The sequence below is a fragment of the Azotobacter chroococcum genome (assembly GCF_002220155.1).
Classification (GTDB): domain Bacteria; phylum Pseudomonadota; class Gammaproteobacteria; order Pseudomonadales; family Pseudomonadaceae; genus Azotobacter; species Azotobacter chroococcum.
In genome coordinates this window covers 2,855,911-2,875,289 of record NZ_CP011835.1, presented here as the reverse complement: position 1 = coordinate 2,875,289, position 19,379 = coordinate 2,855,911, and the positions used below count along the sequence as shown (strand labels likewise).

The window sequence follows — 19,379 nt, the reverse complement described above, 5'->3', positions numbered from 1 at the left end:
GGATCTGTCGATGAAACTCCTCATTAAAAGCAGCACCCTGATTCTCTGCATGGCCATGGCCGCCTGCAGTTCCTCCGGCAAGCCGGAGCGTTACGTCACCCGGACTGCCAAGCCCGTTTCGCCGGCGGCCAAGTTGGAGTCCCGGGCAAGTCGGGTCTGGACGGCGGAGCACGAGGCGCGTGTGCGCGAGGCCGTCAAGGGCAGCCAGTTCGAAGTGGAGCGCCGCGGCGATCTGCTGGTCGTGACGGCCCCGGTGGACGGCTCGTTCAATCCGGATCGGCCGAGCATGCTGCTGGTGGCGACCCTGGGACCGCTCAGCCGGGTGGCCAAGCTGGTGGCGCAGGACCGCGAGGTGGCCGTGCTGCTGTTGGGGCATGGCGACAGCAGCGGGTCGCCTGCGCTGACGCTCAAGTTGAGCCAGGAGCGGGCGCAGTCCATGGCCTCGATCTTCCGCATGAGTGGCCTGCACCATGACCGCCTGATGTACAAGGGAATGGGCGACCACGCGCCGCGTGCCAGCAATGACAGCAAGGATGGGCGCTCCCTCAATCGCCGCGTGGAGATGTTCCTGGCCACCCGCGGCAGCCTGCCTACCGTTCTGGCCCAGTATGGTGCCCCAGGGGGGCGGATGGTTGCCTCAGATCAAGCGAAGTGACGGCGGTCTGGTTAAGATTTGCGCGAACTTAATCCATCCGAAGGACCCCGCCATGCCCCAGACTCTGGCCGACATGCGCCGCGACTACACCCGCGCCGGCCTTTGCGAGGCCGATGCCCCGCTCGAACCCTTTTCCCTGTTCCATCTGTGGTTCGCCGAGGCGATGAAGACCGAGCAACTGCCGGTCGAGCCCAATGCCATGAGTCTGGCCACCGTAGATGCCAGCGGACGGCCGCATTGCCGGGTTCTGCTGCTCAAGGGCCTGGATGAGCGTGGCTTCACCTTCTTCAGCAACTACGACAGCGCCAAGGGCCAGCAGCTGAAGGCACGGCCGTTCGCCGCCATGACCTTCTTCTGGCCAACCCTGGAGCGTCAGGTGCGTATCGAAGGGCAGGTGGAGCGGGTGACGTCACAGGAGTCCGACGCCTATTTCCAGGTGCGTCCCTTGGGCAGTCGCCTGGGGGCCTGGGCTTCGCCGCAGAGCCAGGTGATCCGCGACCGTGTCGAGCTGGAGAATCTGCTGGCACTGACCGAGAAACGCTTCCTCGACCAGGCGCCGCACTGCCCCGGGCATTGGGGCGGCTACCGCCTGCTGCCCGAGCGCGTCGAGTTCTGGCAGGGACGTGCCAGTCGTCTGCACGACCGGCTCAACTATCGCCTGGAAAAGGGCGGCTGGATTCGCGAGCGTCTGGCTCCCTAGTGCAACCGTAATGGGTACAGACCCGCTCCATTGCCAGGCGCTCGCCGACCCAGTCGAGGAAGTCCTCGGTCACCCGGCTGAGCGGGCGGCCCCTGACGAAACGCAGCAGCCTCTGCCCCGTGTCGGCGCGCAGCAGACCATAGCAACGCGGCGCCTTGGGTCCGGCATCCTGCGGATCCGCCGACAGCCGCTGCAGGCGCAGGGCCGGCCCCTCGCTCCAGGCATTCAGGGGCGGGCGCGCGAAGCGGCGCCCCAAACTTCGTCCTGAAAACCCAGCACCCCGTCCGGACGCTTCGCCGCCAACTGAACCCGGCGGACGGCCCGCTGGCCGATTTCGTGCGGCTGAACATCGCCGGGCAGCGCTACGGCCGCGGCGAGGATATCGTCAGCGCCTGGCCCGCCAGTCCCCAGACCTCCTTTGTCAGCGGCGCCGAGCTGCTGGTGGCCGGCGGCTTCAGTCCCTGCTCCGGGCGCGTGGCTCGAGCGTTGGGCGGCGGTTCTCAGGCACCGAGCAACTGCAGCAGATAGACCAGGGAGGCGGCCAGGCCCAGGCCGCTGCGCACTCCGTGCAGCCGGCCCCACCTGTCGAGCAGCTGGCGCGTTTCCGGCGACGACAGATCGCGTCCGGGTTCGAGCAGGCGGTGGTTGGTCGGCATGATCGCGACGAAGGTGAAGGGCACCACCAGACCGATCAGCAGCGCCCCGCCAAGCCAGGCGATGCCTCCGCCGAGCAGCCAGGCCAGCACGCCGCAAAACAGGCTGGCGATGCCCAGCGAAGCCTGCATGAGGGTCGCTCGCCGATAGCTCGGCGCCCATACCGTCGCGGCGATCTCGGTGGCGCAGCCCATGCGCGCCGGATGCTCGACGAGGTTGATGTAGATCGCTGCGCCGCTGAAGAGGGTGCAGCAGAGGGTGGCGAGTAGCTGGGCCGCTTCGAGCATGGGGGTTCTCCTGTCCCGGATTGGAGTGCCGAAGGTGCAAGCCCTGCTGCTGGTTGGCGGTCTTGCCCGGCAGCCGACTGCGCCATGGAGCGTGCGCTGCATGAAACTATATAGGGTGCGCAAGTCCGAAATAGTACCGATTTATTGCTGCCTGCAGATTAAGGCGGCTCTTATTGCGGCTGGCCGGGCATTCAATCGAAGTGCATGTCGCCAACGGGAGGACAATTTTTGTAATAGCTGGACTTTGACATTTCCCAAGCGCAGTTGCAGTATTGCGCTACGTTTTCCGGCTTGGTAATTGTCGCCGGATTCTTTGTTTTTAGCTTCATTTTCGTGCTTTTTGTCGATTTAAGTGCTCTCTTTCGAGTTTTTCAAAGTTTCGATACAAAGTGCGTTTGATTTTCCCGTATTCGACCTTATATGTAAGTCACGCATGCGTTTCGGCATGCGATCTTCTATCGGCAACCCAGTCAAGAGAAAACCATGCAGTCTGAAGAGAAGAATCTGATCGATGGCCTGTTTTCCCGCCTCCGCAATGCCGAAGGCCAATCCGCGCCTCGCGATCCGCAGGCTGAGAGCGTGATCAGGGAGCACGTTGCCCGTCAGCCGGCTGCTCCCTACTACATGGCTCAGGCGATCATCGTGCAGGAAAGCGCCATCCAGCAGCTCGACGGTCGTGTCAAGGAGCTGGAGGCTGAGATCGAACAGCTGAAGCTGCAGGCCCAGAACGCCAGCCGCCAGCAGGGCAGCGGCGGCTTCCTGGCCGGTCTGTTCGGCGGTGGCCGCAGCGAGCCGCAGCCCCAGCAGCCCGTCGCCCGTCCGCAACCGGTGGCCCGTCCGGCGGCCTCGGGCTGGAGCGAGCCCGGCCACGGCAGCCAGGGTGGCTTCGGCCAGCAGCCGGGCTTCCAGCGCGGCGCCTATGCGCCCCAGCCGGGCGGCGGTGGTGGTTTCCTCTCCGGTGCGCTGCAGACTGCAGCCGGCGTGGCCGGTGGCATGGTGCTGGGCAACCTGCTGATGGACATGTTCCAGGATGAGGAAGCGCCGGCGGTGGCCGAAGCCGCTCCCGAGCCGGCCGCGGAGCCGGCACCGCAGGTCGCGGAAGAGAGCTATGAGCCGCAAGAGGACTACTTTGCCGACAGCGGCGAGGGCGAGGGTGGCGATTTCTTCGGCGGAGACGACGAAGACTTCGTCTGACCGGCCTTCCGGCTGCTCCCGCTTCCCGGGGGAGCGCGCTTGACCGCGATGCCGCCGAAGGCGGCACCTGCGGTCGTGGATGGGGCGCGCTGCCCCGTCCGCGGAGTCGCGGCGCCTCGAGCGCGAGGTGCCTGCTTTCCAGGCGTCAGACCTTCTTCACGAACTCCGACTTCAGCTTCATCGCGCCGATCCCGTCGATCTTGCAGTCGATGTCGTGGTCGCCGTCGCACAGGCGGATGTTCTTCACCTTGGTGCCGACTTTCACCACCAGGGACGATCCCTTGACCTTTAGGTCCTTGATCACGGTGACGGTATCGCCGTCCTGCAGGACGTTGCCGACCGAGTCCTTGATCACCTTGTCGCCCTCGACTGGCGCCTCGGCCGTCCCGTCAGCGGACCACTCATGGGCGCATTCCGGACAGACCAGCTGCGTGCCGTCCTCGTAGGTATATTCGGAAGCGCATTTGGGGCAGGGTGGCAGGGTGCTCATGAGGTGTCCTTGGCTACAGGAGTGAAAAGGGCGGGGATTGTAAGACTTTTTGCGAGGCATGACAGCGGCTGTGCCGGCCCGCCAGGCCGGTGGCAGGAGGCCTGGCGGTGTGCCGGTGCCGGTTCGTCCCGCGCAAGCCCGCCTACCTTCTCGGCATTATCCTGTGGTGGGACCAGGGCTCGTGCTGGGCGTTGTCCCTGACATTCTGGTCGGTGAAGCGGTACCAGCCCTCCTTGAAGTGCGTCCACCAGCCATGATCGAGATCGCTGCCGTACTTGCGCACGATCTCCTCCAACTGCTCGATGTGCAGGTGCGCGGCGTCGTAGGCAACATCCAGACGGCCGCTGCTCTTGTCGAGCGCGACCTTGTCCATACCCACCAGCCGATTGATCTCCTGCGCGATGGCCTCGGCCCTGGCCGCATCCAGAGCTTCGAGTTTGAGATGACGTTTCACCAGGTAAGCTTCGCGGACTCCCGGTCGGTGATCCATATCAGACATGCGTGTTCTCCCGCGCTTGAGTGCGTTTTGTTGTGGCGGTGCCCGAGCGCCAGGCGGGTTGGCTGCGGAGCTTGGGCACGAAGAGCCCGCCTCGTCGCCTGGCTCACCAGCAACTATAGGCTGGCTGCCGACTGGCGGCGGCTCGCCGGCAATCGCCTGTGCTATACCCCTCTCAGGGCAGGAGGAAGGCGCAGGGACAGCGATTCCTGCCGGCGCTTGAGCCGTCGAAGTCCGGCGGCGTCATCCGGGCCGCATCTGCGGCCGGCCAGCGCAGCGGATGCCCTGGCCGGCGGGCGGGCGGCAGACAGCGAGGTTCATACCATGACCCTGATGCAATGCACCTACCGCGACCACATCATCACCGCCGACGTTCTGGAGCATGAGGGCAGTCCGATGCCCTGGGCCGGCGGTTGCCAGATCACCACGCCCGAAGGCCGCACCACCCGCCGGCTGCCCCTGCCGCTCGGATACGCCTTCATGGCCGAGCTGGAACAGGCCCAGCACGCCTCCATCGCCCACGGCAAGTGGCTGGTCGACCAGTGCCTCGACCACGGCAAGCCGCTCTTCCCCCAGGCCGCCTGACGAGCCGGCATCCCGCTTCACGACCGGCTGGAAAAGCCGCCAGGCCTTTTTCACCCCTGACCGTCATGCTTCTCCCGCAGGCAGGCGCGCATGCACCTTCCCTGGAATCACGCTGGCCGTTGGCTGTCCGCAAATGTCCAGAATTAGGCTGCAAGCGTTATTGCCGTGCCACTGTCCGCCCGCCACTCTAATGCCATCCCGCCAGGCTGGCGATCTGGCCAGCCGCACGGCGGGCAGTGATTCTGGCAATGAGTTCACAACAATCATTCGGAAAAAAGACTCATGCAAGCACGGAAAGCCGTCATCCCCACGGGGATGCTTCCCGCGATCGAAGGTCATGGCGGTGACCTGAACGGTTGCCATCCATCCGGTCCGACCGCACTGGTACTGGCCGTAACAGTCAAGCCTTTCGCTCTCGCTTCTTCCGGCCCTGGCCGGCGCCCCTGCCGAATTCCCATCGAGCACGCTTGAAGCGGCTGTCCCTCGGGGCGGGCGGGCCTGAGCTCGTACGGCCAGGCTCGCGACCGGCACGTCGCTAGGCAGGCGCACCGCCGACCGTCTCCCGGACATTCCGATCAAGACCGGAACTCGCCCGATTCAGCCGAATGGGGCGTGACGGGCAGCCTTTGCCTGCGCGATTCCCGGCGTGGCGGCCCGTCATGGCTGAGCGGTGGTGATGCCCACCGTGCCCGTGACAAGAACAACAAAATAGAAGGACCACGACGCGATGTTCAAGACTTTCCATCTCCGGAGCATGGTGTTTTCCCTTTCCGGCCTGGCGCTGGGCGGCGGCACGCCCTCGCTGGCGCTGGCCGATTTCTTCGCCGACAGCAAGGCCAGCCTGTTGATACGCAACTACTACTACAACCGCGATTTCCGCCAGGAAGGCGGCAGCAGCACGGGACAGTCCCACGCCGATGAATGGGCCCAGGGCTTCATGCTGAACTACGAGTCCGGTTTTACCGAGGGCGCACTGGGTTTCGGCATCGATGCCGTCGGCATGTGGGGCATCCGCCTCGACTCCAGTCCCGGCCGGGCGGGCACCGGCCTGCTGCCGGTGCACAATGACGGCGACGTGCCCAACGACTACGGCAAGGTGGGCGCCACGCTCAAGCTGCGTTACTCCAAGAGCCTGCTGCGCTACGGCAGCCTGTTTCCCAAGATGCCGACGGTCATGCCCAACGAGACGCGCCTGTTTCCCACTTATTTCCTTGGTGGGAGCCTGGTTTCCCAGGAGATCGACGGCCTGACCCTGAATGTCGGTCGCCTGACCCACCTGATCGAACGCAATTCCAGTGCCAGCGAAGACATCACCATGATCAACAAGGGCATGAAGGGACTGGATGCCACCGACCAGTTCGACTTCGCCGGGGTCAAGTACAAGTGGAGCGACAACCTGACCACCGCCTATGACTATGCCAACCTGGACAACAACTACCACCAGCACTTCTTCACACTGAACCATTCGCTGCCCATCGCTGCCGGGCAGTCTCTGGCGACGGACCTGCGCTTTGCGCGCTCCTCCGACGACGGCGACAGCAACGTGGACAACAAGGCGATCAACGCCATGTTCGTCTACAAGCTGACAGCCCACAGCTTCGGCCTTGGCTATCAGAAGATGATCGGCGACACCGGCTTCGCCTACATCACCGGAACCGACCCCTACCTGGTCAACTTCGCCCAGGTGAACGACTTCGCCAACCCGGGCGAGAAGTCCTGGCAGGTGCGCTACACCTACGACTTCGCTGCCCTGGGCATTCCCGGTCTGAATTTCATGACCCGCTACATCAGCGGCCGCGACATCCGCCGGGCCGACGGCAGCAAGGGGGAGGAGTGGGAGCGCGATACCTACATCGACTACGTGTTCCAGAGCGGTGTCCTCAAGAACCTCAGCCTGCAATGGCGCAACGCCACGCTGCGCAACGACGGCCGAGGCAACGACCTCGACGAGAACCGCCTGATCGTCACCTACACCATGCCCTTGCTGTAGCCTGCACGGGAGGATGCCTGCAATGGAACAGGAGGAGTGCACCATGAACGAGATGCGGCGGGAAGCAACCCTTTATCTGGACGATCTGGCCGTGGGCGCGCGCTTTCGCAGCGGCGAATTCGTGCTGGACGAGGCCGGCCTCAAGGCCTTCGCCGCGCAGTTCGACCCCCAGCCCTTTCACCTGGACGACGATGCGGCCCGGCAGACCCTGTTCGGCGGGCTGGCGGCCAGCGGCTGGCATACTGCAGCCATCACCATGCGCCTCTTGGTCACCAGCGGCATGCCACTGGCCGACGGGCTGATCGGTGCCGGCGGCGAGATCGACTGGCCCAGGCCGACCCGGGCGGGGGATATCCTGCATGTGGAGAGCTGCATCCAGGCGATCACGCCGTCGCGCTCCAGGCCGGATCGCGGCATCGTCGCCCTGGAAAGCCTGACGCTGAATCAGCGTGGCGAGGTGGTGCAGAGGTTGCTGGCCAAGCTGGTCGTATTCCGGCGGCCGGCGTAACGGGACGTGTTGCGGGAGTCGGCAGGCGGGTTCGGAAATCCCGCCTGTCCGGCGCTCTGTCAGCGCTGTTTAGCCATCTCGATATGCTGGTCAAGGTTTTCGTCCAGCATCTTGTTGAACTGCTCGCTGTACCAGCCGAGAGCCTTTTCCTTGTCGACCGACAGATCGCCGGAGCGGCAGGCAGCCTCGTGGGCGCTGAAGCGGGCCGCGGCGTAGCGGATGGCGGCGCTGATCTGCCCCAGATCCTTCTGTTCCTCCTCGAGCAGACGGTTGGCAACGGCGATGAACTCATCGGCCATGTCGAAGATTTCCATGTTTACCGGGTTTTCGGCCATGTTCGGATCCTGTGGCATCAAGGGGTGAGTGAAAGTTTTTTCCGTTTATACGTGGCACGGATTTGCAAGTAAACGGCTGCATGTCGCCGCGATGTCATGCTTGGGGCCGGCTGTTGCAGGAGCACCCGCGAAATCCAGCCAGCCGCCGCTGGACCGTCGAAGCTTTCCCCGGCTCGCGTTGTCCATTACTGCATAGCGCCCAGCAACGGAGAGTCGTATGGCCCGCAAGCATTTCACCAGGTTCGACGCCATTTCCTCGGCCATTCCCGCAGGCAAGGCCTTCCAGGCCGTCATTGCCGTCAAGCGCCGTGGCGTCGACGAAAACGCCCGTGTGCATCAGGTGGCCAATGGCCATCAATATGATCTGGCCTCCGAAGCCGACGCGGTGGCCGAGGCCGCGCTGACCAAGGTGATCGAGGTCCGCGACGACGGCGAGCTGATCTGGGAGCCCAATGCAGTTTGAGGCGCCAGGCACCCTGAACTTGCTGCCGGAGCTTCAGCTCCGGCGAGTACAAGCCTGGATACGTTCGGGATCGTTCCCGGGCGGCGGCGCGGGAGCGATCGCGTGAGGACTCAGGCGCTCAGGCCGACATAGACGTTCTGCACGTCGTCGTGGTTGTCCAGGGCTTCGAGGAAGGCCTCGACCTCCTCGAGTTCGGCGCCGGACAGGCTCACCGGGTTCTTCGCCTTGTAGCCGAGGTTGGCCGACTGCACGGTGAAGCCGAACTCCGGCAGCGCCTTGCACACCGCGTCCAGGTCGGTCGGCTCGGTGTAGAACAGGGTGGCGCCTTCCTCGGCGGGCTCGAAGTCCTGGGCGCCCGCCTCGATGGCGGCCAGTTCCGGATCGGCGCCTCCCTCCGGGGTCGCCTCGATCATTCCCAGGTAGTCGAAGTCCCAGCTCACCGAGCCCGAGGTGCCCAGCTGACCCTTGCGGAACAGCACGCGGATTTCCGCCACGGTGCGGTTCACATTGTCGGTCAGGCACTCGACGATCACCGGCACGCGGTGCGGGGCGAAGCCTTCATAGATGGTGCGCTCGTAGTTGACCACCTCGCCGGAGAGGCCCGCGCCCTTCTTGATCGCGCGCTCCAGGGTGTCCTTGGGCATCGAGGCCTTCTTGGCCTGATGCACCGCCAGGCGCAGCTTGGGGTTCATGTCCGGGTCCGCGCCGTTGCGTGCGGCAATCATGATTTCCTTGACCAGCTTGCCAAAGATCTTGCCCTTGGCGTTGGCGGCAATTTCCTTGGGTCTGGCTTTCCACTGGGCGCCCATATCGATTCTCTCGCTGCGAGGGGTGAGTCCCGGCCGGCCCGGGAACGAAAGGGGGCGATTCTAGCGCCTCGCGGGCAGGCCGGCACCTGCCGGCCGGGCTCGGTCTTCAGTCGAGCAGCTCGGGCGGGACGTTGCCGCCGTTCTCCGCCAGCTTCTGCAGCACGGTCTTGTGCAGCCACATGTTCATCTGCGCCGAGTCGCCCATCTTCTCCGGCGGGCAGCCCAGCTCGCTGGCCAGCTCCTTGCGCGCCTGCAGGCTGCTGTCCAGATCGAGCAGCTTGAGCAGGTCGACGATGGAGGTTCGCCAGTTGAGCTTTTCCGGATGGCCGGCCGCCAGCCCTTCCAGCTTGCCCACCACATCCACCGTACCGCTGCCCGCCGGGGCGGCGGGCGCCGAGCGGGTGGACGGTGCCGTCTCTGCCGACTGGGCTTTCGCGCCGAAACCGAGCGAATGGAGAATCTTGCTGAACAGACCCATGGGAGTTCCCTCCGGTTTTTGGTTATGGCGAGGGGAGCATAGATCAGGATGTCGCTGTTTATCCTGACGGTACCAGCAGGGAAGTGCTGGCGTTTCGCTGCAAAAATGCCGCTATCGAGCGCAGGGTGAGGGCGGTCCGGCATTCGTCTGCAGCCGGAAGCATCCAAGGGGCGCGCTTGTGGCGTCGTGGCCCGGCGCGCAAGATGCGCGGCAAAACCGCCCCATGAAGAATGGAGTTCCCATGCCGCGTCTGTCGCCCCTGATCCTGATCCTGCTCGGAAGCGCCGCCCAGGCGGCGCCGGAGCCGGTGCCCCTGTACCGCGAGATCAAGGACTGGGTGGTGGCCTGCGACAACCTGCGCAGCTGCCAGGCCATCAGCGCCGCGGCCTTCGGCTTCAGCCCGCTCCGCCTGGTGGTCAGCCGCGATGCCGGCCCCAAGGCCCAGCCGCGGGTTCGCCTGACCTACGCCGGGCAGGCCGGGCACTTCCCGCTGTCGACCGACGACCGCCCGTTGCCGGATGCGCTTATGGATGCCCTGCAGCGCGAGGCGGGCGAGGACACAGTGACGCTCAGCGGCGAGGGCGATACGGCGTGCGCGCTGCTGGCCGAGTGGCGCAACGGCGAGACTTTGCGCCTGGACGTGACGACAGGCGAGGAGGCCGAGGTTTCCCTCGCGGGCCTTTCTGCGGCGCTGCTGTTGATGGACTCGGTGCAGGGCCGGCTCGACACCCGCGGCGCGCTGTACCGCCCTGGCGAGCGTGACGACCGCGAGGTGCCGGAGGCGCCGCCGCTGCCGCTGCTGCGTCCGTTCCCCGGTGTCGTGCCGCTGGCCGATGACGAGCGCCAGCGCATCGCCCAGGCGGTGCTGGCCGCCACCCGCAGCGAATGGCAGGAGGCCGACACGGACGGCCGGGAGCCCGAGGCACAGGCCCATGCGCTCAACACACGGGAGGCGCTGGTACTGATCCAGACCTCCTGTGCGGCCTACAACTGCAACTTCGCCCTCTACCGGGTCGCCCGCGAGGCGCCCTATCCACAGCAGCCGCTGCGCATCGAGCTCCTGCCGCTTGGCGGCGAAGGCCTCGGCGGCTGGGTCGAATACGACGAGGGCACCGGGGAGCTCGGCTACTTCATGAAGGGCAGGGGCCTCGGCGATTGCGGTGACGCGGGCAGCTGGCTGTTCGACGGCGAGCGTTTCCAGCTGCAGTCCGCGCAGATGATGCAGCGCTGCGCCGGCAGCACCCCCGACGACTGGCCGGAGCTGTGGCGCACGGCCAGGCCATGAGGGCGACAACCGCCAGGAAAGCCGGTATCTGCCGCTTGCATTCGCGGCAGTCGGCGCGGCGCGCTACCATCCGCGCCGCTCTTTCCCCATAGGTCGCGCCAGCCCATGCCCTTTGCCTTCGAGATCGCCATGGACCCCGCCACCCTTGCCGTCCTGGCGGGTGTGGCCTTCATCGCCGGCTTCATCGACGCGATTGCCGGCGGAGGCGGGCTGATCACGGTTCCCGCGCTCTTGACCGCCGGTCTGCCGCCGCATCTGGTGCTGGGCACCAACAAGCTCAGCTCCACCTTCGGTGCGGCCATCGCCAGCCTGACCTTCATTCGCCGCGGCCTGTTCCAGCCCGGCCACTGGTATGGTGCACTGGTCGCCACCGCCCTCGGCGCGCTGCTGGGCGCCGCCATCGCCCATTACCTGCCGGCCAGGTGGCTCAACCAGATGCTGCCGGTCGTCGTCTTTGCCTGCGGGCTGTACCTGCTGTTCAGCCGCACGCTGGATAGCGCCCACGCCCCCGATGCCCCGATCGCGAAAAGGCGCCAGTGGCCGCAAGGTCTGGCCCTGGGTGCCTACGACGGCGCCATCGGTCCCGGTACCGGCGCCTTCTGGACGATCAGCACCCTGCTGCTGTACCCGCTCGATCTGGTGCGCGCCAGCGGCGTGGCGCGCACCATGAACTTCGTCAGCAACGCCATGGCCCTGGGCGTTTTCATCGGCACCGGCCATGTGGCCTGGGTGCTCGGCTTGTCCATGGGCAGCGCCCTGATGGCCGGCGCATGGCTGGGCGCCCGCACCGCCATTGGCGGCGGGGCCCGGTTCATCCGCCCGGTGTTCATCTGCGTGGTGCTGGCCCTGGCCGCGCGCCTGGCCTGGCTGCACTGGTTCGGGCATGTTTGATGCCGGCGCTCGAAGCGCTTCACCTTCCGGCACGCGAGGGCAGGCGATGCGCTGCGTCACGGCGCCGCAATGCTCGAAGCAAAAACTTTTCCGCTTGCCGGTGTTCTTAGATAACCTTCCCGTTTCTCCACGGATCCAGATAAACACCATGTTTGAAACGACCCTCGCGCAACTCGAACGCGTTGTAGCCGACCTGCTGCAACAAAACCGGACGCTGGCCGAAAACTGCAGCCAGCTTGAGCAGGATCTGCGTCAGGCCAGGGAGGAGAACGACAACCTTCAGCTCGCCGCCCTCGAACAGGAAGAAAAGCAGGCCGCCACGCTCGCCCGTTTGCGGGCTCTGGTAGAGCGTGCCGGCGCCAGTAGCGTCGCATGAAGGAGAGTGGCGTCCGTGTCCTGAAGATTCTCGGGCGCGATTACCCGGTCAGGGCTTCCGCCAGCGAGGAGCGCGCCCTGCAGGAGGCCGCCGACCTGCTCCAGGAGCGTCTGGCGGAGAGCCGGCAGCGCTTTCCCGGCGCCAGCAAGGACGAGCTGCTGGTGCTGACGGCCCTCAACCTCTGTGTCCCGCTGATTCAGCAGGGCCAGCAGCTGCGCGAGGCCGAGCAGCGCCTCGCCGCCTGCATCGAGCAGATCAGCCGCCAGTTGCAACTGTAGGCTGGCGCTCGCCGGCCTCACCTCACGGCATTCGCTGAGCCCGGCGCCTGCCATGGCCGCCGGTGGACAAGCAGTGCCTTGTCCAAAGGTCCACATCGACGGCTATCGCGACCAGGGCTACAGCGTCCTGGTGCTCGGCTAATTTCCAGCCTCCTTGTTCGTTCCTCCCTGATTCGCCAGCCAAAGGAGACTGTGCGTGAAGTCTAAGTTCGCACGTGGTTTGATCGCCGCCAGTTTGTCGATCGGCAATGTCGCTCTCGCCGCCCCTTTTCAGAAGGAGCCGATCGACACCCTCAAGGACGAGGGCTGGTTCAAGGCCTGCCTGCAGATCGACGATCTGCAAGAGCCGGCGGACACCGCCGGTAAAGAGTGGCGCGACCATGTATCCCTCAAGGCCGCCTGCCTGGCGGAGGCCCGCCACGACGCCGAGGCCGTCGCCTTTCTCGAGGAGAAGATGGCCAGGGGCGGGCGCAGCCCGCAACTGCTGGATTTCCTGGGCACCAGCCAGTTCCGGCTGGGGCAGAACGCCGAGGCAGCGGCCTCCTTCGAGGAGGCCCTTGAAGGCGGGGTTTCTTACCATGACCGGCCGAATCTCTACCGCAAGCTGGCTGCCGCCTACCTGAAGCAGGCGTCCGCCAGCGGCAAGGCGCCCGACAAGGCTGTGCTGGCCAAGGCCGAGCGCTACACCAGGCTGCTTCTGGAAACCGACCCGATTGCCGGGCCGGCAGTCTATGCTCAGTTGGCCCGAGTGAGGCTGATGCAGGGGGCTTACGATGAGTCGATCAGCCTGTTCGGCGAGGCCCTGACGCTGAATGCCAGCTACCCCGGTTGGCCCGGCGAAGTGCGCAGGATCATGGAAGTCGAGTTCACCATGGGGCTGGGGCAGGCCTATTACCGCCGGGGCGACAAGTCTCGCGGCGCGGCCCTGATGGAGCAGGCCATCGATATTGCGCCGACCGAATCCCTCAAGGCCGTGATGCGCACCATTCGCGACGACACCCTGAGGCCGGCCTCGGCCGGTCTTGGAGCTAACTGGAAACCCGGACTCCCGGGAGTGTGGACAGCCACGGGAGCCTGTACCTGAGGGATGAGGCCGGCCAGCGGAGTGTCCGTCCCCCAACCAATGACTCGCCCCTGATCATCAACCATGGAGGACACGTCAGTGAAACTCCAGGCAGTGAAGTTCGGCGATGGCTTTGCGCGGTGGCTGCGTCGCGATGCACGCCCGCTGGGCGCACGGGAACTCTCGCAGTCCATCGGACTGGCGCGCATCACGCTGATCGTCGGCCTGGTGTTCCTGCATTACCTGGAGTATCCGAACTCGCCCGTTTCCCCGTTCTACGGCATGGACGTCGTGCACCATCCGCTGGCGACCTTCGTCAACAGCTTCATCCTGTTCTTCTTTTTCAGCGCGGTTCCCCTGCTCAGCCTGATCTCTGGCTGGCTGTTCTTTTCCTTCGCGGAGGAGCGTCACGCCGCCCACCTCGAGCTGGCGCGGCGTATCCGGCGCCGCCTGACGTCCCTGTATCTTCCGCTGGTGTTCTGGAACGCCATATTCCTGGCGATGCTGCTGCTCCTGTTCAGTTGGCGCCCCGATGCCCCGCTGCTCGATGCGCTCAATATCCGCTTCGAGCGTGCCGGCTGGTTCGACTACCTCAACGCCGTATTCGGCCTCACCCGGCACCCGGTGGGATTCCAGTTCTGGTTTGTGCGCGACCTGTGCGTGACCGTCCTGGTCAGCCCGCTCCTGTGGTTGTCGCTGCGCCATGTGCCCAGCCTGGGCCTGGCGATGCTGGGGCTGGCGTGGATGGCCGACAGCGACCTGCGGATCTTCTTTCGCGCCGACGTGGTGTTCTTCTTCTATCTGGGGGGCTGGCTGCGGATGCGCGGCATGGCGCTGGAAGTGGGACTGCGCTCGACGCTGGTTTCGCTGCTGGCCTACCTCGTTCTCGTTGCGCTGCGGGCCGCGGCTCCCCTGCTGTTGGGCGGGGAAGGTCCGCATCCCGAGTGGCTGAACGCGGCGACTCGGGCCATGCGCCTGATCGGCGTGCTGGCATGCTGGGGGATCGTCCTGCAACTGGCGGTGACCCCGGCGGGCGCCGCCCTTGCACGCTACGGCGGCCTGGCCTTCTTCCTCTACGCCATGCACTTTCCCTTCATCGCAGCGGTGAAGATCCAACTCTGGCGCCTGATCCCGGCTCCGACGGACGGCTGGATGCTGGCGCACTATCTGGCCAGCGTCCTCGTCACCCTGGCGATCGCTCTTTCCGCTGGCCTGCTATTGGCGCGAAAGGCAGCCGCGCTGCTTCGCCTTGATGAACGGCGGCAGGGCGCTCGGTGCAGGCAGTCCGTAGTGCTGAATATGGGGGCATGGCGGGGGCGGCGGAGTGTCAGGCCGGCGGTCATGGAGGTGCCAGCGCCGGGCCACGAAGTCCCGGCGCGACGCCTGCCGGCTCAATCCTGGCGGCTGGTGACTTCGAGCAGGTGGTAGCCGAACTGGGTCTTGACCGGACCCTGCACGACATTCAGCGGGGCGCTGAACACCACGGTGTCGAATTCCTTCACCATCTGACCCGGGCCGAACGAGCCGAGGTCGCCGCCGCTGCGGCCGGATGGGCAGGTGGAGTTGTCGCGGGCGACCTGGGCGAAGTCGGCGCCGGCTTCGATGGCGGCTTTCAGCTCGAGGCACTTGGCCTCGGTGGGAACCAGAATGTGACGGGCGGTGGCGCGGGCCATGGGGATACTCCTGTTCGATGAGGGCGCTCAGCCTACCCTAATGTGGCGGCCATGCAAGTTCTCGGGGCGCAGGATGTCAGGCCCTGCGACCCGGCGCGCGGCGCCGGGTCATGCCGCTGTTCAGGAGGTGGCGGCGTGGCTGCCCAGCAGGGTGTGCTCGGACTTCTTGATGCGCTTGGCCTGGCGTTTTTCCTGGGCGCTCTTCAGCGGTTTCTTCTTGGTGTCCTTGTGCGATTCGTGGCTTTTGCTCATGGCGTCGCTCTCCAGGGAAAGGGGGAGTGGATCAGTGGGGACTGCGCGGGTCGTGCATCGTCACCTCCCTGGCGTGGTCCTTGGTTGTGGAATTGATTCCAGTCTAGTACGGGAGCGGGGCGGCGTTGGCCGGCTAGCGGAGAGTGCTTGTGCGAGCCAGCTGGAGAGCGCCGGAGAGGCGCTCCCACGCGGGAGCGTGGGAGCTATCAAGAGGGAAGCCTGCCCGGGGCGCGAAGCCCGGCGGACACGGGCCTCGGTCGGGCGGTGTGCGTACCGCGGCTGTCAGATCAGCAGTACCTGTCCAGGTAGTGAACGCCGGGATTGCTCCGCGCGACGCGCCAGTGTTCCGTCAGGGTCTGGTGAACGCGCCCGATGAAGTCCCTGTCGGCCGCGGCCTTTTTGCCGACGTAGCCTTTTCCCTGGCGGTAGGTTCTGAGCCTGACGCGCATGGTGGGGACGCATTTCTCGAATTCCTCTTCCTCCATGCCGGCCGGAAGACGATCGAGACGGACTTCGCCAGACTCGCTGACCCACAGGATGTGGCTTTCCTTATCCTTGTGCTGGGCGAACAGTTGAGCCAGGTCCTCGGGGGAGAGTGCGGTGTTCAGGTTCATGTGCAAGGTCCTCTATTGATCGAACGTTTTGCGAAGTACGTGTGCTGTCGTTCGGTTTCAGGCCAGTCGTCCGTCGCCGGGAGGATCGGGACGCTGGCCTGCATGCCGTGCCAGCTGGGTTCAGATCACAACATGAGCCTTATGTAGCGCTGATCTTAGCTAACTACACGAGGCAGAGCCTGGGGAAGCTCTGACAGAATCACGAGGGGAGGAGGGGGGCGAGTATCGGATGATGCGGGGTAGCGGACCGTGAGGGGTTGTACGGCCAGCCACAAGCATCATCAGAATGTCTCGCCAGCACTTCTCGCCGCCAAATGACGATTACTGCCAGTCAACTTCATCAGTCTGCCTTGTGGGCAGTACAGTCGCGAGGGCTCGGCGAGTGGGCCGAGCAAGCTGCGAACACCCTTACCAGGGCTCCCTGTTAGGGAAGCGATTTCATCATCCAAGGACAGGCATGGTTGTGTCAATGGTTTTGTAGTGTTTTTTTTAATACACTACAAAGGGAGGGCTATCCATGCAGATCATCCTGGTGCGCCACGGCCGGCCCGAGCATTCCGCGGCGAGCTGGTGCACCCCGGCGCAGATGAAGGGCTGGCTCGAGCGCTACAACAAGGCGGACGTGGCCGGCCATGAGGTGCCCGACAGGCTCGTCTCGCTCGCCCGCGCGGCAGGGGCGGTGGTGTGCAGTTCCGTTGCGCGCTGCGTGCAGTCCAGGGCTTTTCTGGACGTGGATTGCTGCCTGCAGCCCGACCCGCTGTTCGCCGAAGCCCATCTGCCCTATCTGGACTGGCCGTTCCCGCGGCTGCCGCCTTCCCTGTGGCGCTTGCTGTTTCGCAGCGCCTGGTTCTGCGGCTTCGCCCGGCACACCGAGCCCATCGGCGAGTCGAACAAGCGGGCCGGCGCGGCGGCGGAGCGGCTTATCCAGCTGGCCGAGGCGCATGGCAGCGTGTTGCTGATGGGGCACGGCATCATGAACGTCCTCATCGCGCGGCAATTGCGCAAACGCGGCTGGGCGGGGCCGTTGCATCTGCTGATGCGGGGCTACTGGCACGCCAGCGTTTACCGGAAAGGGTCACCCGGTCGGTAGGCAGCGTGTAGCGCTGCGGGTGGAAAAGCCGCGCGGCGGTTTTCCGGCACGCGCATGGACAGCGAAACGCCCGGAGTGGCGCTCCCACGCGGGAGCGTGGGAACGAGCAAAGGCAGAGGCGCAGCCAGGATCACCGCTGCGGCCTGTTCCTGATGGTCTTGAGCAGATCCTCGGGGCTGATGTGGCCGACGATGCTGGCCGTGCTGCCGGGCTGTGGCAGGTTGAGGATGTGGCCTTTCATCTTGCCGACGACGTGCATTTCGCAGGCCTTGCAGTCGAAGGTCAGGGTCAGCACCTCGTCCTGATGCACCAGTTGCATCGGCGCGACCTTGGTGCGTACGCCCTGCACGCCCTTGGCCTGCTTCGGGCACAGGTTGAAGGAGAAGCGCAGGCAGTGCTTGGTGATCATCACCGGCACCTCGCCGGTTTCCTCGTGAGCCTCGTAGGCCGCATCGATCAGCTGCACGCCGTAGCGGTGATAGAAGGCGCGGGCCTTCTCGTTGTACACGTTGGCCAGGAAGGTCAGGTGCGATTCCGGATACACCGGCGGCGGCACGCTGACCGGCTTGCGGCCGCCACGCGGGTGGGCCGCCAGGCGCGCGGCAGTCAGCGCGTCGATGGCTTCGCGGCGCAGGGACTTGAGCTGCGAATTGGGGACGAAGAAGGCCTGCGGCGCGTCGATCTCCACGCCCTCGGCATGGTAGAGGGTGGTGCCCAATTGACTGAGCAGGTCGCCGAGCTGGGCGAGCGCCTGCTCCGGCTTCTTCGCCAGACCGAACGGCCCGGCGAGGCCCACCGAGGCGCCGATGCCTTCCTCGCTGGTTACCGTCAGGACGAGTCGTTCTTCGCTCAGCTGGACGTGCCAGCGGACCGCCACGCGGCGCTCGGCGGAGGTCTTCAGCAGCGCCTGCTGCCAGTTGTGATCCAGGTTGCGGTTCAGCGCATGCTGCGGACGCAGCTGCTTCAGTTCCGCCGGCATCTCGTTGGGCTCGATGCGGTACTGCCAGTGGGGCTTGCCGTCCTGCTCGAAGTGCTCGAGCGGCTCGACGACGCTGGCGCGGAACCCCACCACCTCGCGCTTGACCAGCACGTTCAGGCCGTCGCCGTTGCCGAGCGGCTCCGTGGTGCTGGCGATGAAATCCCTCTTGCGGACCTTGAGGATCTCGCCCACCGGCAGGCCGGTGAAGGTCGGTGAATCGAAGGCGCCGATATCGACCTTGCGCTCGGTGGCAAAGTAATCCGTGCTGCCACGGTGGAAGGTCTTGTCCGGGTCCGGCACGAAGAAGTGCTCGGTAATGCCGCTGGAGGCGCGGGCCAGCTCGGGACGCTCGGCAAGGACTGCATCCAGCCGCTGCCGGTAATAGGCCGTGATGTTCTTCACGTAGCTCATGTCCTTGTAGCGCCCTTCGATCTTGAAGGAGCGTACGCCGGCATCGATCAGGGCGCGCAGGTTGTCGCTCTGGTTGTTGTCCTTCATCGACAGCAGGTGCTTGTCGTAGGCCACCACGCGCCCCTGGTCGTCCTTCAGGGTGTAGGGCAGGCGACAGGCCTGCGAGCAATCACCCCGGTTGGCGCTGCGCCCGGTCTGCGCATGGGAGATGTAGCACTGCCCGGAAAACGCCACGCACAGCGCGCCATGGATGAAGTACTCGAGGGTCGAGTCCACCTGCGCGCCGATAGCGCGGACCTCCTGCAGGCTGAGTTCGCGGGCCAGCACCAGCTGGGAAAAGCCGGCATCCGAGAGGAACTTCGCCTTTTCCAGGGTGCGGATGTCGGTCTGAGTGCTGGCATGTAGCTCGATGGGCGGAATGTCCATCTCCAGGATGCCCATGTCCTGCACGATCAGCGCATCGATACCCGCATCGTACAGCTGCCCGATCAGTTGGCGGGCCGGCTCCAGCTCGTCGTCGTGCAGGATGGTGTTGAGGGTGACGAACACCCGGGCGCGGAACAGATGGGCGAATTCCACCAGACCGGCAATCTCCGCCACGCTGTTGCCGGCATTGTGCCGCGCACCGAAGCTGGGACCGCCGATATACACGGCATCGGCGCCATGCAGAATGGCCTCCCTGGCGATGGACACATCCCGTGCCGGGCTCAGCAGTTCCAGATGGTGCTTGGGTAATGACATGGCTTCAAGATTCGGTACGAAACAAGCGTGCCATTGTAGCTGCGTTGTGCGGCTTTTGATCGTTTCCACGCGCCTGCGTGGG

Annotated in this window: 24 protein-coding genes; 14 read left to right on the top strand and 10 right to left on the bottom strand. The window is 65.4% G+C overall.

The annotated features are described in order from the left end of the window. The first annotated feature begins 10 nt into the window (after positions 1 to 10). Both ACG10_RS13230 and pdxH read left to right on the top strand, forming a co-directional pair. Positions 11 to 655 carry an OmpA family protein gene (locus ACG10_RS13230; protein WP_039803328.1) on the top strand — a complete coding sequence of 215 codons (645 nt, stop codon included), beginning with the start codon at positions 11 to 13 and terminating at the stop codon, positions 653 to 655. Positions 656 to 707: 52 nt separating this feature from the next. Next, complete coding sequence (gene pdxH / locus ACG10_RS13225; protein WP_039803330.1) at positions 708 to 1,355, top strand: pyridoxamine 5'-phosphate oxidase; 648 nt, start codon at positions 708 to 710, stop codon at positions 1,353 to 1,355. A 500-nt stretch (positions 1,356 to 1,855) separates the two neighbouring features. Here the strand turns inward: pdxH and ACG10_RS13210 are convergent, their stop codons facing one another. After that, positions 1,856 to 2,296: a DUF1772 domain-containing protein gene (locus tag ACG10_RS13210; protein ID WP_089168574.1), complete on the bottom strand. Its 441-nt coding sequence runs from the start codon at positions 2,294 to 2,296 to the stop codon at positions 1,856 to 1,858. 483 nt (positions 2,297 to 2,779) lie between these two features. Here ACG10_RS13210 and ACG10_RS13205 point away from each other — a divergent pair, with 483 nt between their 5' ends. Beyond that, entirely contained in the window at positions 2,780 to 3,490 is a 711-nt protein-coding gene (locus ACG10_RS13205) for a DUF2076 domain-containing protein (protein WP_039803334.1), read from the top strand. Positions 3,491 to 3,635: 145 nt separating this feature from the next. Here ACG10_RS13205 and ACG10_RS13200 read toward each other — a convergent pair whose 3' ends face one another. Both ACG10_RS13200 and ACG10_RS13195 read right to left on the bottom strand, forming a co-directional pair. Then, a complete protein-coding gene (locus ACG10_RS13200; RefSeq protein WP_039803336.1) occupies positions 3,636 to 3,980 on the bottom strand; it encodes a zinc ribbon domain-containing protein YjdM in 345 nt (114 codons plus the stop codon). Between the two features lie 142 nt (positions 3,981 to 4,122). Continuing rightward, entirely contained in the window at positions 4,123 to 4,479 is a 357-nt protein-coding gene (locus ACG10_RS13195) for a hypothetical protein (protein ID WP_089168573.1), read from the bottom strand. 321 nt (positions 4,480 to 4,800) lie between these two features. On the opposite strand from ACG10_RS13195, the gene ACG10_RS13190 reads away from it, so the two are divergent. From ACG10_RS13190 to ACG10_RS13175, 3 genes are all read left to right on the top strand, one after another. Beyond that, positions 4,801 to 5,061: a hypothetical protein gene (locus ACG10_RS13190; protein ID WP_039803340.1), complete on the top strand. Its 261-nt coding sequence runs from the start codon at positions 4,801 to 4,803 to the stop codon at positions 5,059 to 5,061. A gap of 754 nt (positions 5,062 to 5,815) precedes the next feature. Beyond that, a complete protein-coding gene (locus tag ACG10_RS13180) occupies positions 5,816 to 7,051 on the top strand; it encodes an OprD family porin (protein WP_089168571.1) in 1,236 nt (411 codons plus the stop codon). A 22-nt stretch (positions 7,052 to 7,073) separates the two neighbouring features. Continuing rightward, positions 7,074 to 7,559: a MaoC family dehydratase gene (locus tag ACG10_RS13175; RefSeq protein WP_089168570.1), complete on the top strand. Its 486-nt coding sequence runs from the start codon at positions 7,074 to 7,076 to the stop codon at positions 7,557 to 7,559. Between the two features lie 59 nt (positions 7,560 to 7,618). On the opposite strand, the gene ACG10_RS13170 is transcribed toward ACG10_RS13175, so the two are convergent. Next, the gene (locus tag ACG10_RS13170) at positions 7,619 to 7,894 is read right to left on the bottom strand and encodes a DUF3144 domain-containing protein (protein WP_227028847.1); all 276 of its coding nucleotides are present in this window, start codon (positions 7,892 to 7,894) and stop codon (positions 7,619 to 7,621) included. Positions 7,895 to 8,111: 217 nt separating this feature from the next. Here ACG10_RS13170 and ACG10_RS13165 point away from each other — a divergent pair, with 217 nt between their 5' ends. Further along, positions 8,112 to 8,357 (top strand): hypothetical protein, encoded by a 246-nt coding sequence (locus tag ACG10_RS13165; RefSeq protein ID WP_089168569.1) that lies wholly within the window; start codon positions 8,112 to 8,114, stop codon positions 8,355 to 8,357. Positions 8,358 to 8,467: 110 nt separating this feature from the next. On the opposite strand, the gene ACG10_RS13160 is transcribed toward ACG10_RS13165, so the two are convergent. Further along, positions 8,468 to 9,166, bottom strand: a complete 699-nt coding sequence (locus ACG10_RS13160) for a YebC/PmpR family DNA-binding transcriptional regulator (protein WP_039803344.1) — start codon at positions 9,164 to 9,166, stop codon at positions 8,468 to 8,470. A gap of 106 nt (positions 9,167 to 9,272) precedes the next feature. Beyond that, complete coding sequence (locus tag ACG10_RS13155; protein ID WP_089168568.1) at positions 9,273 to 9,644, bottom strand: DUF3597 domain-containing protein; 372 nt, start codon at positions 9,642 to 9,644, stop codon at positions 9,273 to 9,275. 241 nt (positions 9,645 to 9,885) lie between these two features. Here ACG10_RS13155 and ACG10_RS13150 point away from each other — a divergent pair, with 241 nt between their 5' ends. From ACG10_RS13150 to ACG10_RS13125, 6 genes are all read left to right on the top strand, one after another. After that, complete coding sequence (locus tag ACG10_RS13150; RefSeq protein ID WP_232487109.1) at positions 9,886 to 10,929, top strand: DUF1176 domain-containing protein; 1,044 nt, start codon at positions 9,886 to 9,888, stop codon at positions 10,927 to 10,929. 105 nt (positions 10,930 to 11,034) lie between these two features. Further along, entirely contained in the window at positions 11,035 to 11,820 is a 786-nt protein-coding gene (locus ACG10_RS13145; RefSeq protein ID WP_089168566.1) for a TSUP family transporter, read from the top strand. A gap of 148 nt (positions 11,821 to 11,968) precedes the next feature. Continuing rightward, a complete protein-coding gene (locus ACG10_RS13140) occupies positions 11,969 to 12,196 on the top strand; it encodes a hypothetical protein (protein WP_089169885.1) in 228 nt (75 codons plus the stop codon). Further along, positions 12,193 to 12,474 (top strand): cell division protein ZapA, encoded by a 282-nt coding sequence (locus ACG10_RS13135; RefSeq protein WP_039803360.1) that lies wholly within the window; start codon positions 12,193 to 12,195, stop codon positions 12,472 to 12,474. The genes ACG10_RS13140 and ACG10_RS13135 overlap by 4 nt, the downstream gene beginning before the upstream one ends. Before the next feature lie 196 nt (positions 12,475 to 12,670). Beyond that, on the top strand, positions 12,671 to 13,558 hold the full coding sequence (locus ACG10_RS13130; RefSeq protein WP_232487108.1) for a tetratricopeptide repeat protein: 888 nt from the start codon (positions 12,671 to 12,673) through the stop codon (positions 13,556 to 13,558). Between the two features lie 78 nt (positions 13,559 to 13,636). Continuing rightward, a complete protein-coding gene (locus ACG10_RS13125) occupies positions 13,637 to 14,965 on the top strand; it encodes an acyltransferase family protein (protein WP_232487107.1) in 1,329 nt (442 codons plus the stop codon). On the opposite strand, the gene ACG10_RS13120 is transcribed toward ACG10_RS13125, so the two are convergent. The 3 genes from ACG10_RS13120 to ACG10_RS13115 form a co-directional block, all read right to left on the bottom strand. Next, a complete protein-coding gene (locus ACG10_RS13120; protein ID WP_089168565.1) occupies positions 14,929 to 15,210 on the bottom strand; it encodes a peptidylprolyl isomerase in 282 nt (93 codons plus the stop codon). The two genes, ACG10_RS13125 and ACG10_RS13120, sit on opposite strands and share 37 nt — an antisense overlap. Positions 15,211 to 15,330: 120 nt before the next feature. Continuing rightward, entirely contained in the window at positions 15,331 to 15,462 is a 132-nt protein-coding gene (locus tag ACG10_RS24745; RefSeq protein ID WP_264371140.1) for a hypothetical protein, read from the bottom strand. Between the two features lie 287 nt (positions 15,463 to 15,749). Continuing rightward, positions 15,750 to 16,076, bottom strand: coding sequence for a hypothetical protein (locus tag ACG10_RS13115; RefSeq protein ID WP_089168564.1), 327 nt, complete (start codon positions 16,074 to 16,076; stop codon positions 15,750 to 15,752). 517 nt (positions 16,077 to 16,593) lie between these two features. On the opposite strand from ACG10_RS13115, the gene ACG10_RS13110 reads away from it, so the two are divergent. Next, the gene (locus ACG10_RS13110; RefSeq protein ID WP_089168563.1) at positions 16,594 to 17,166 is read left to right on the top strand and encodes a histidine phosphatase family protein; all 573 of its coding nucleotides are present in this window, start codon (positions 16,594 to 16,596) and stop codon (positions 17,164 to 17,166) included. 130 nt (positions 17,167 to 17,296) lie between these two features. Here ACG10_RS13110 and ACG10_RS13105 read toward each other — a convergent pair whose 3' ends face one another. Then, positions 17,297 to 19,297, bottom strand: coding sequence for a peptidase U32 family protein (locus ACG10_RS13105; protein ID WP_089168562.1), 2,001 nt, complete (start codon positions 19,295 to 19,297; stop codon positions 17,297 to 17,299). Between the last annotated feature and the right edge of the window lie 82 nt (positions 19,298 to 19,379).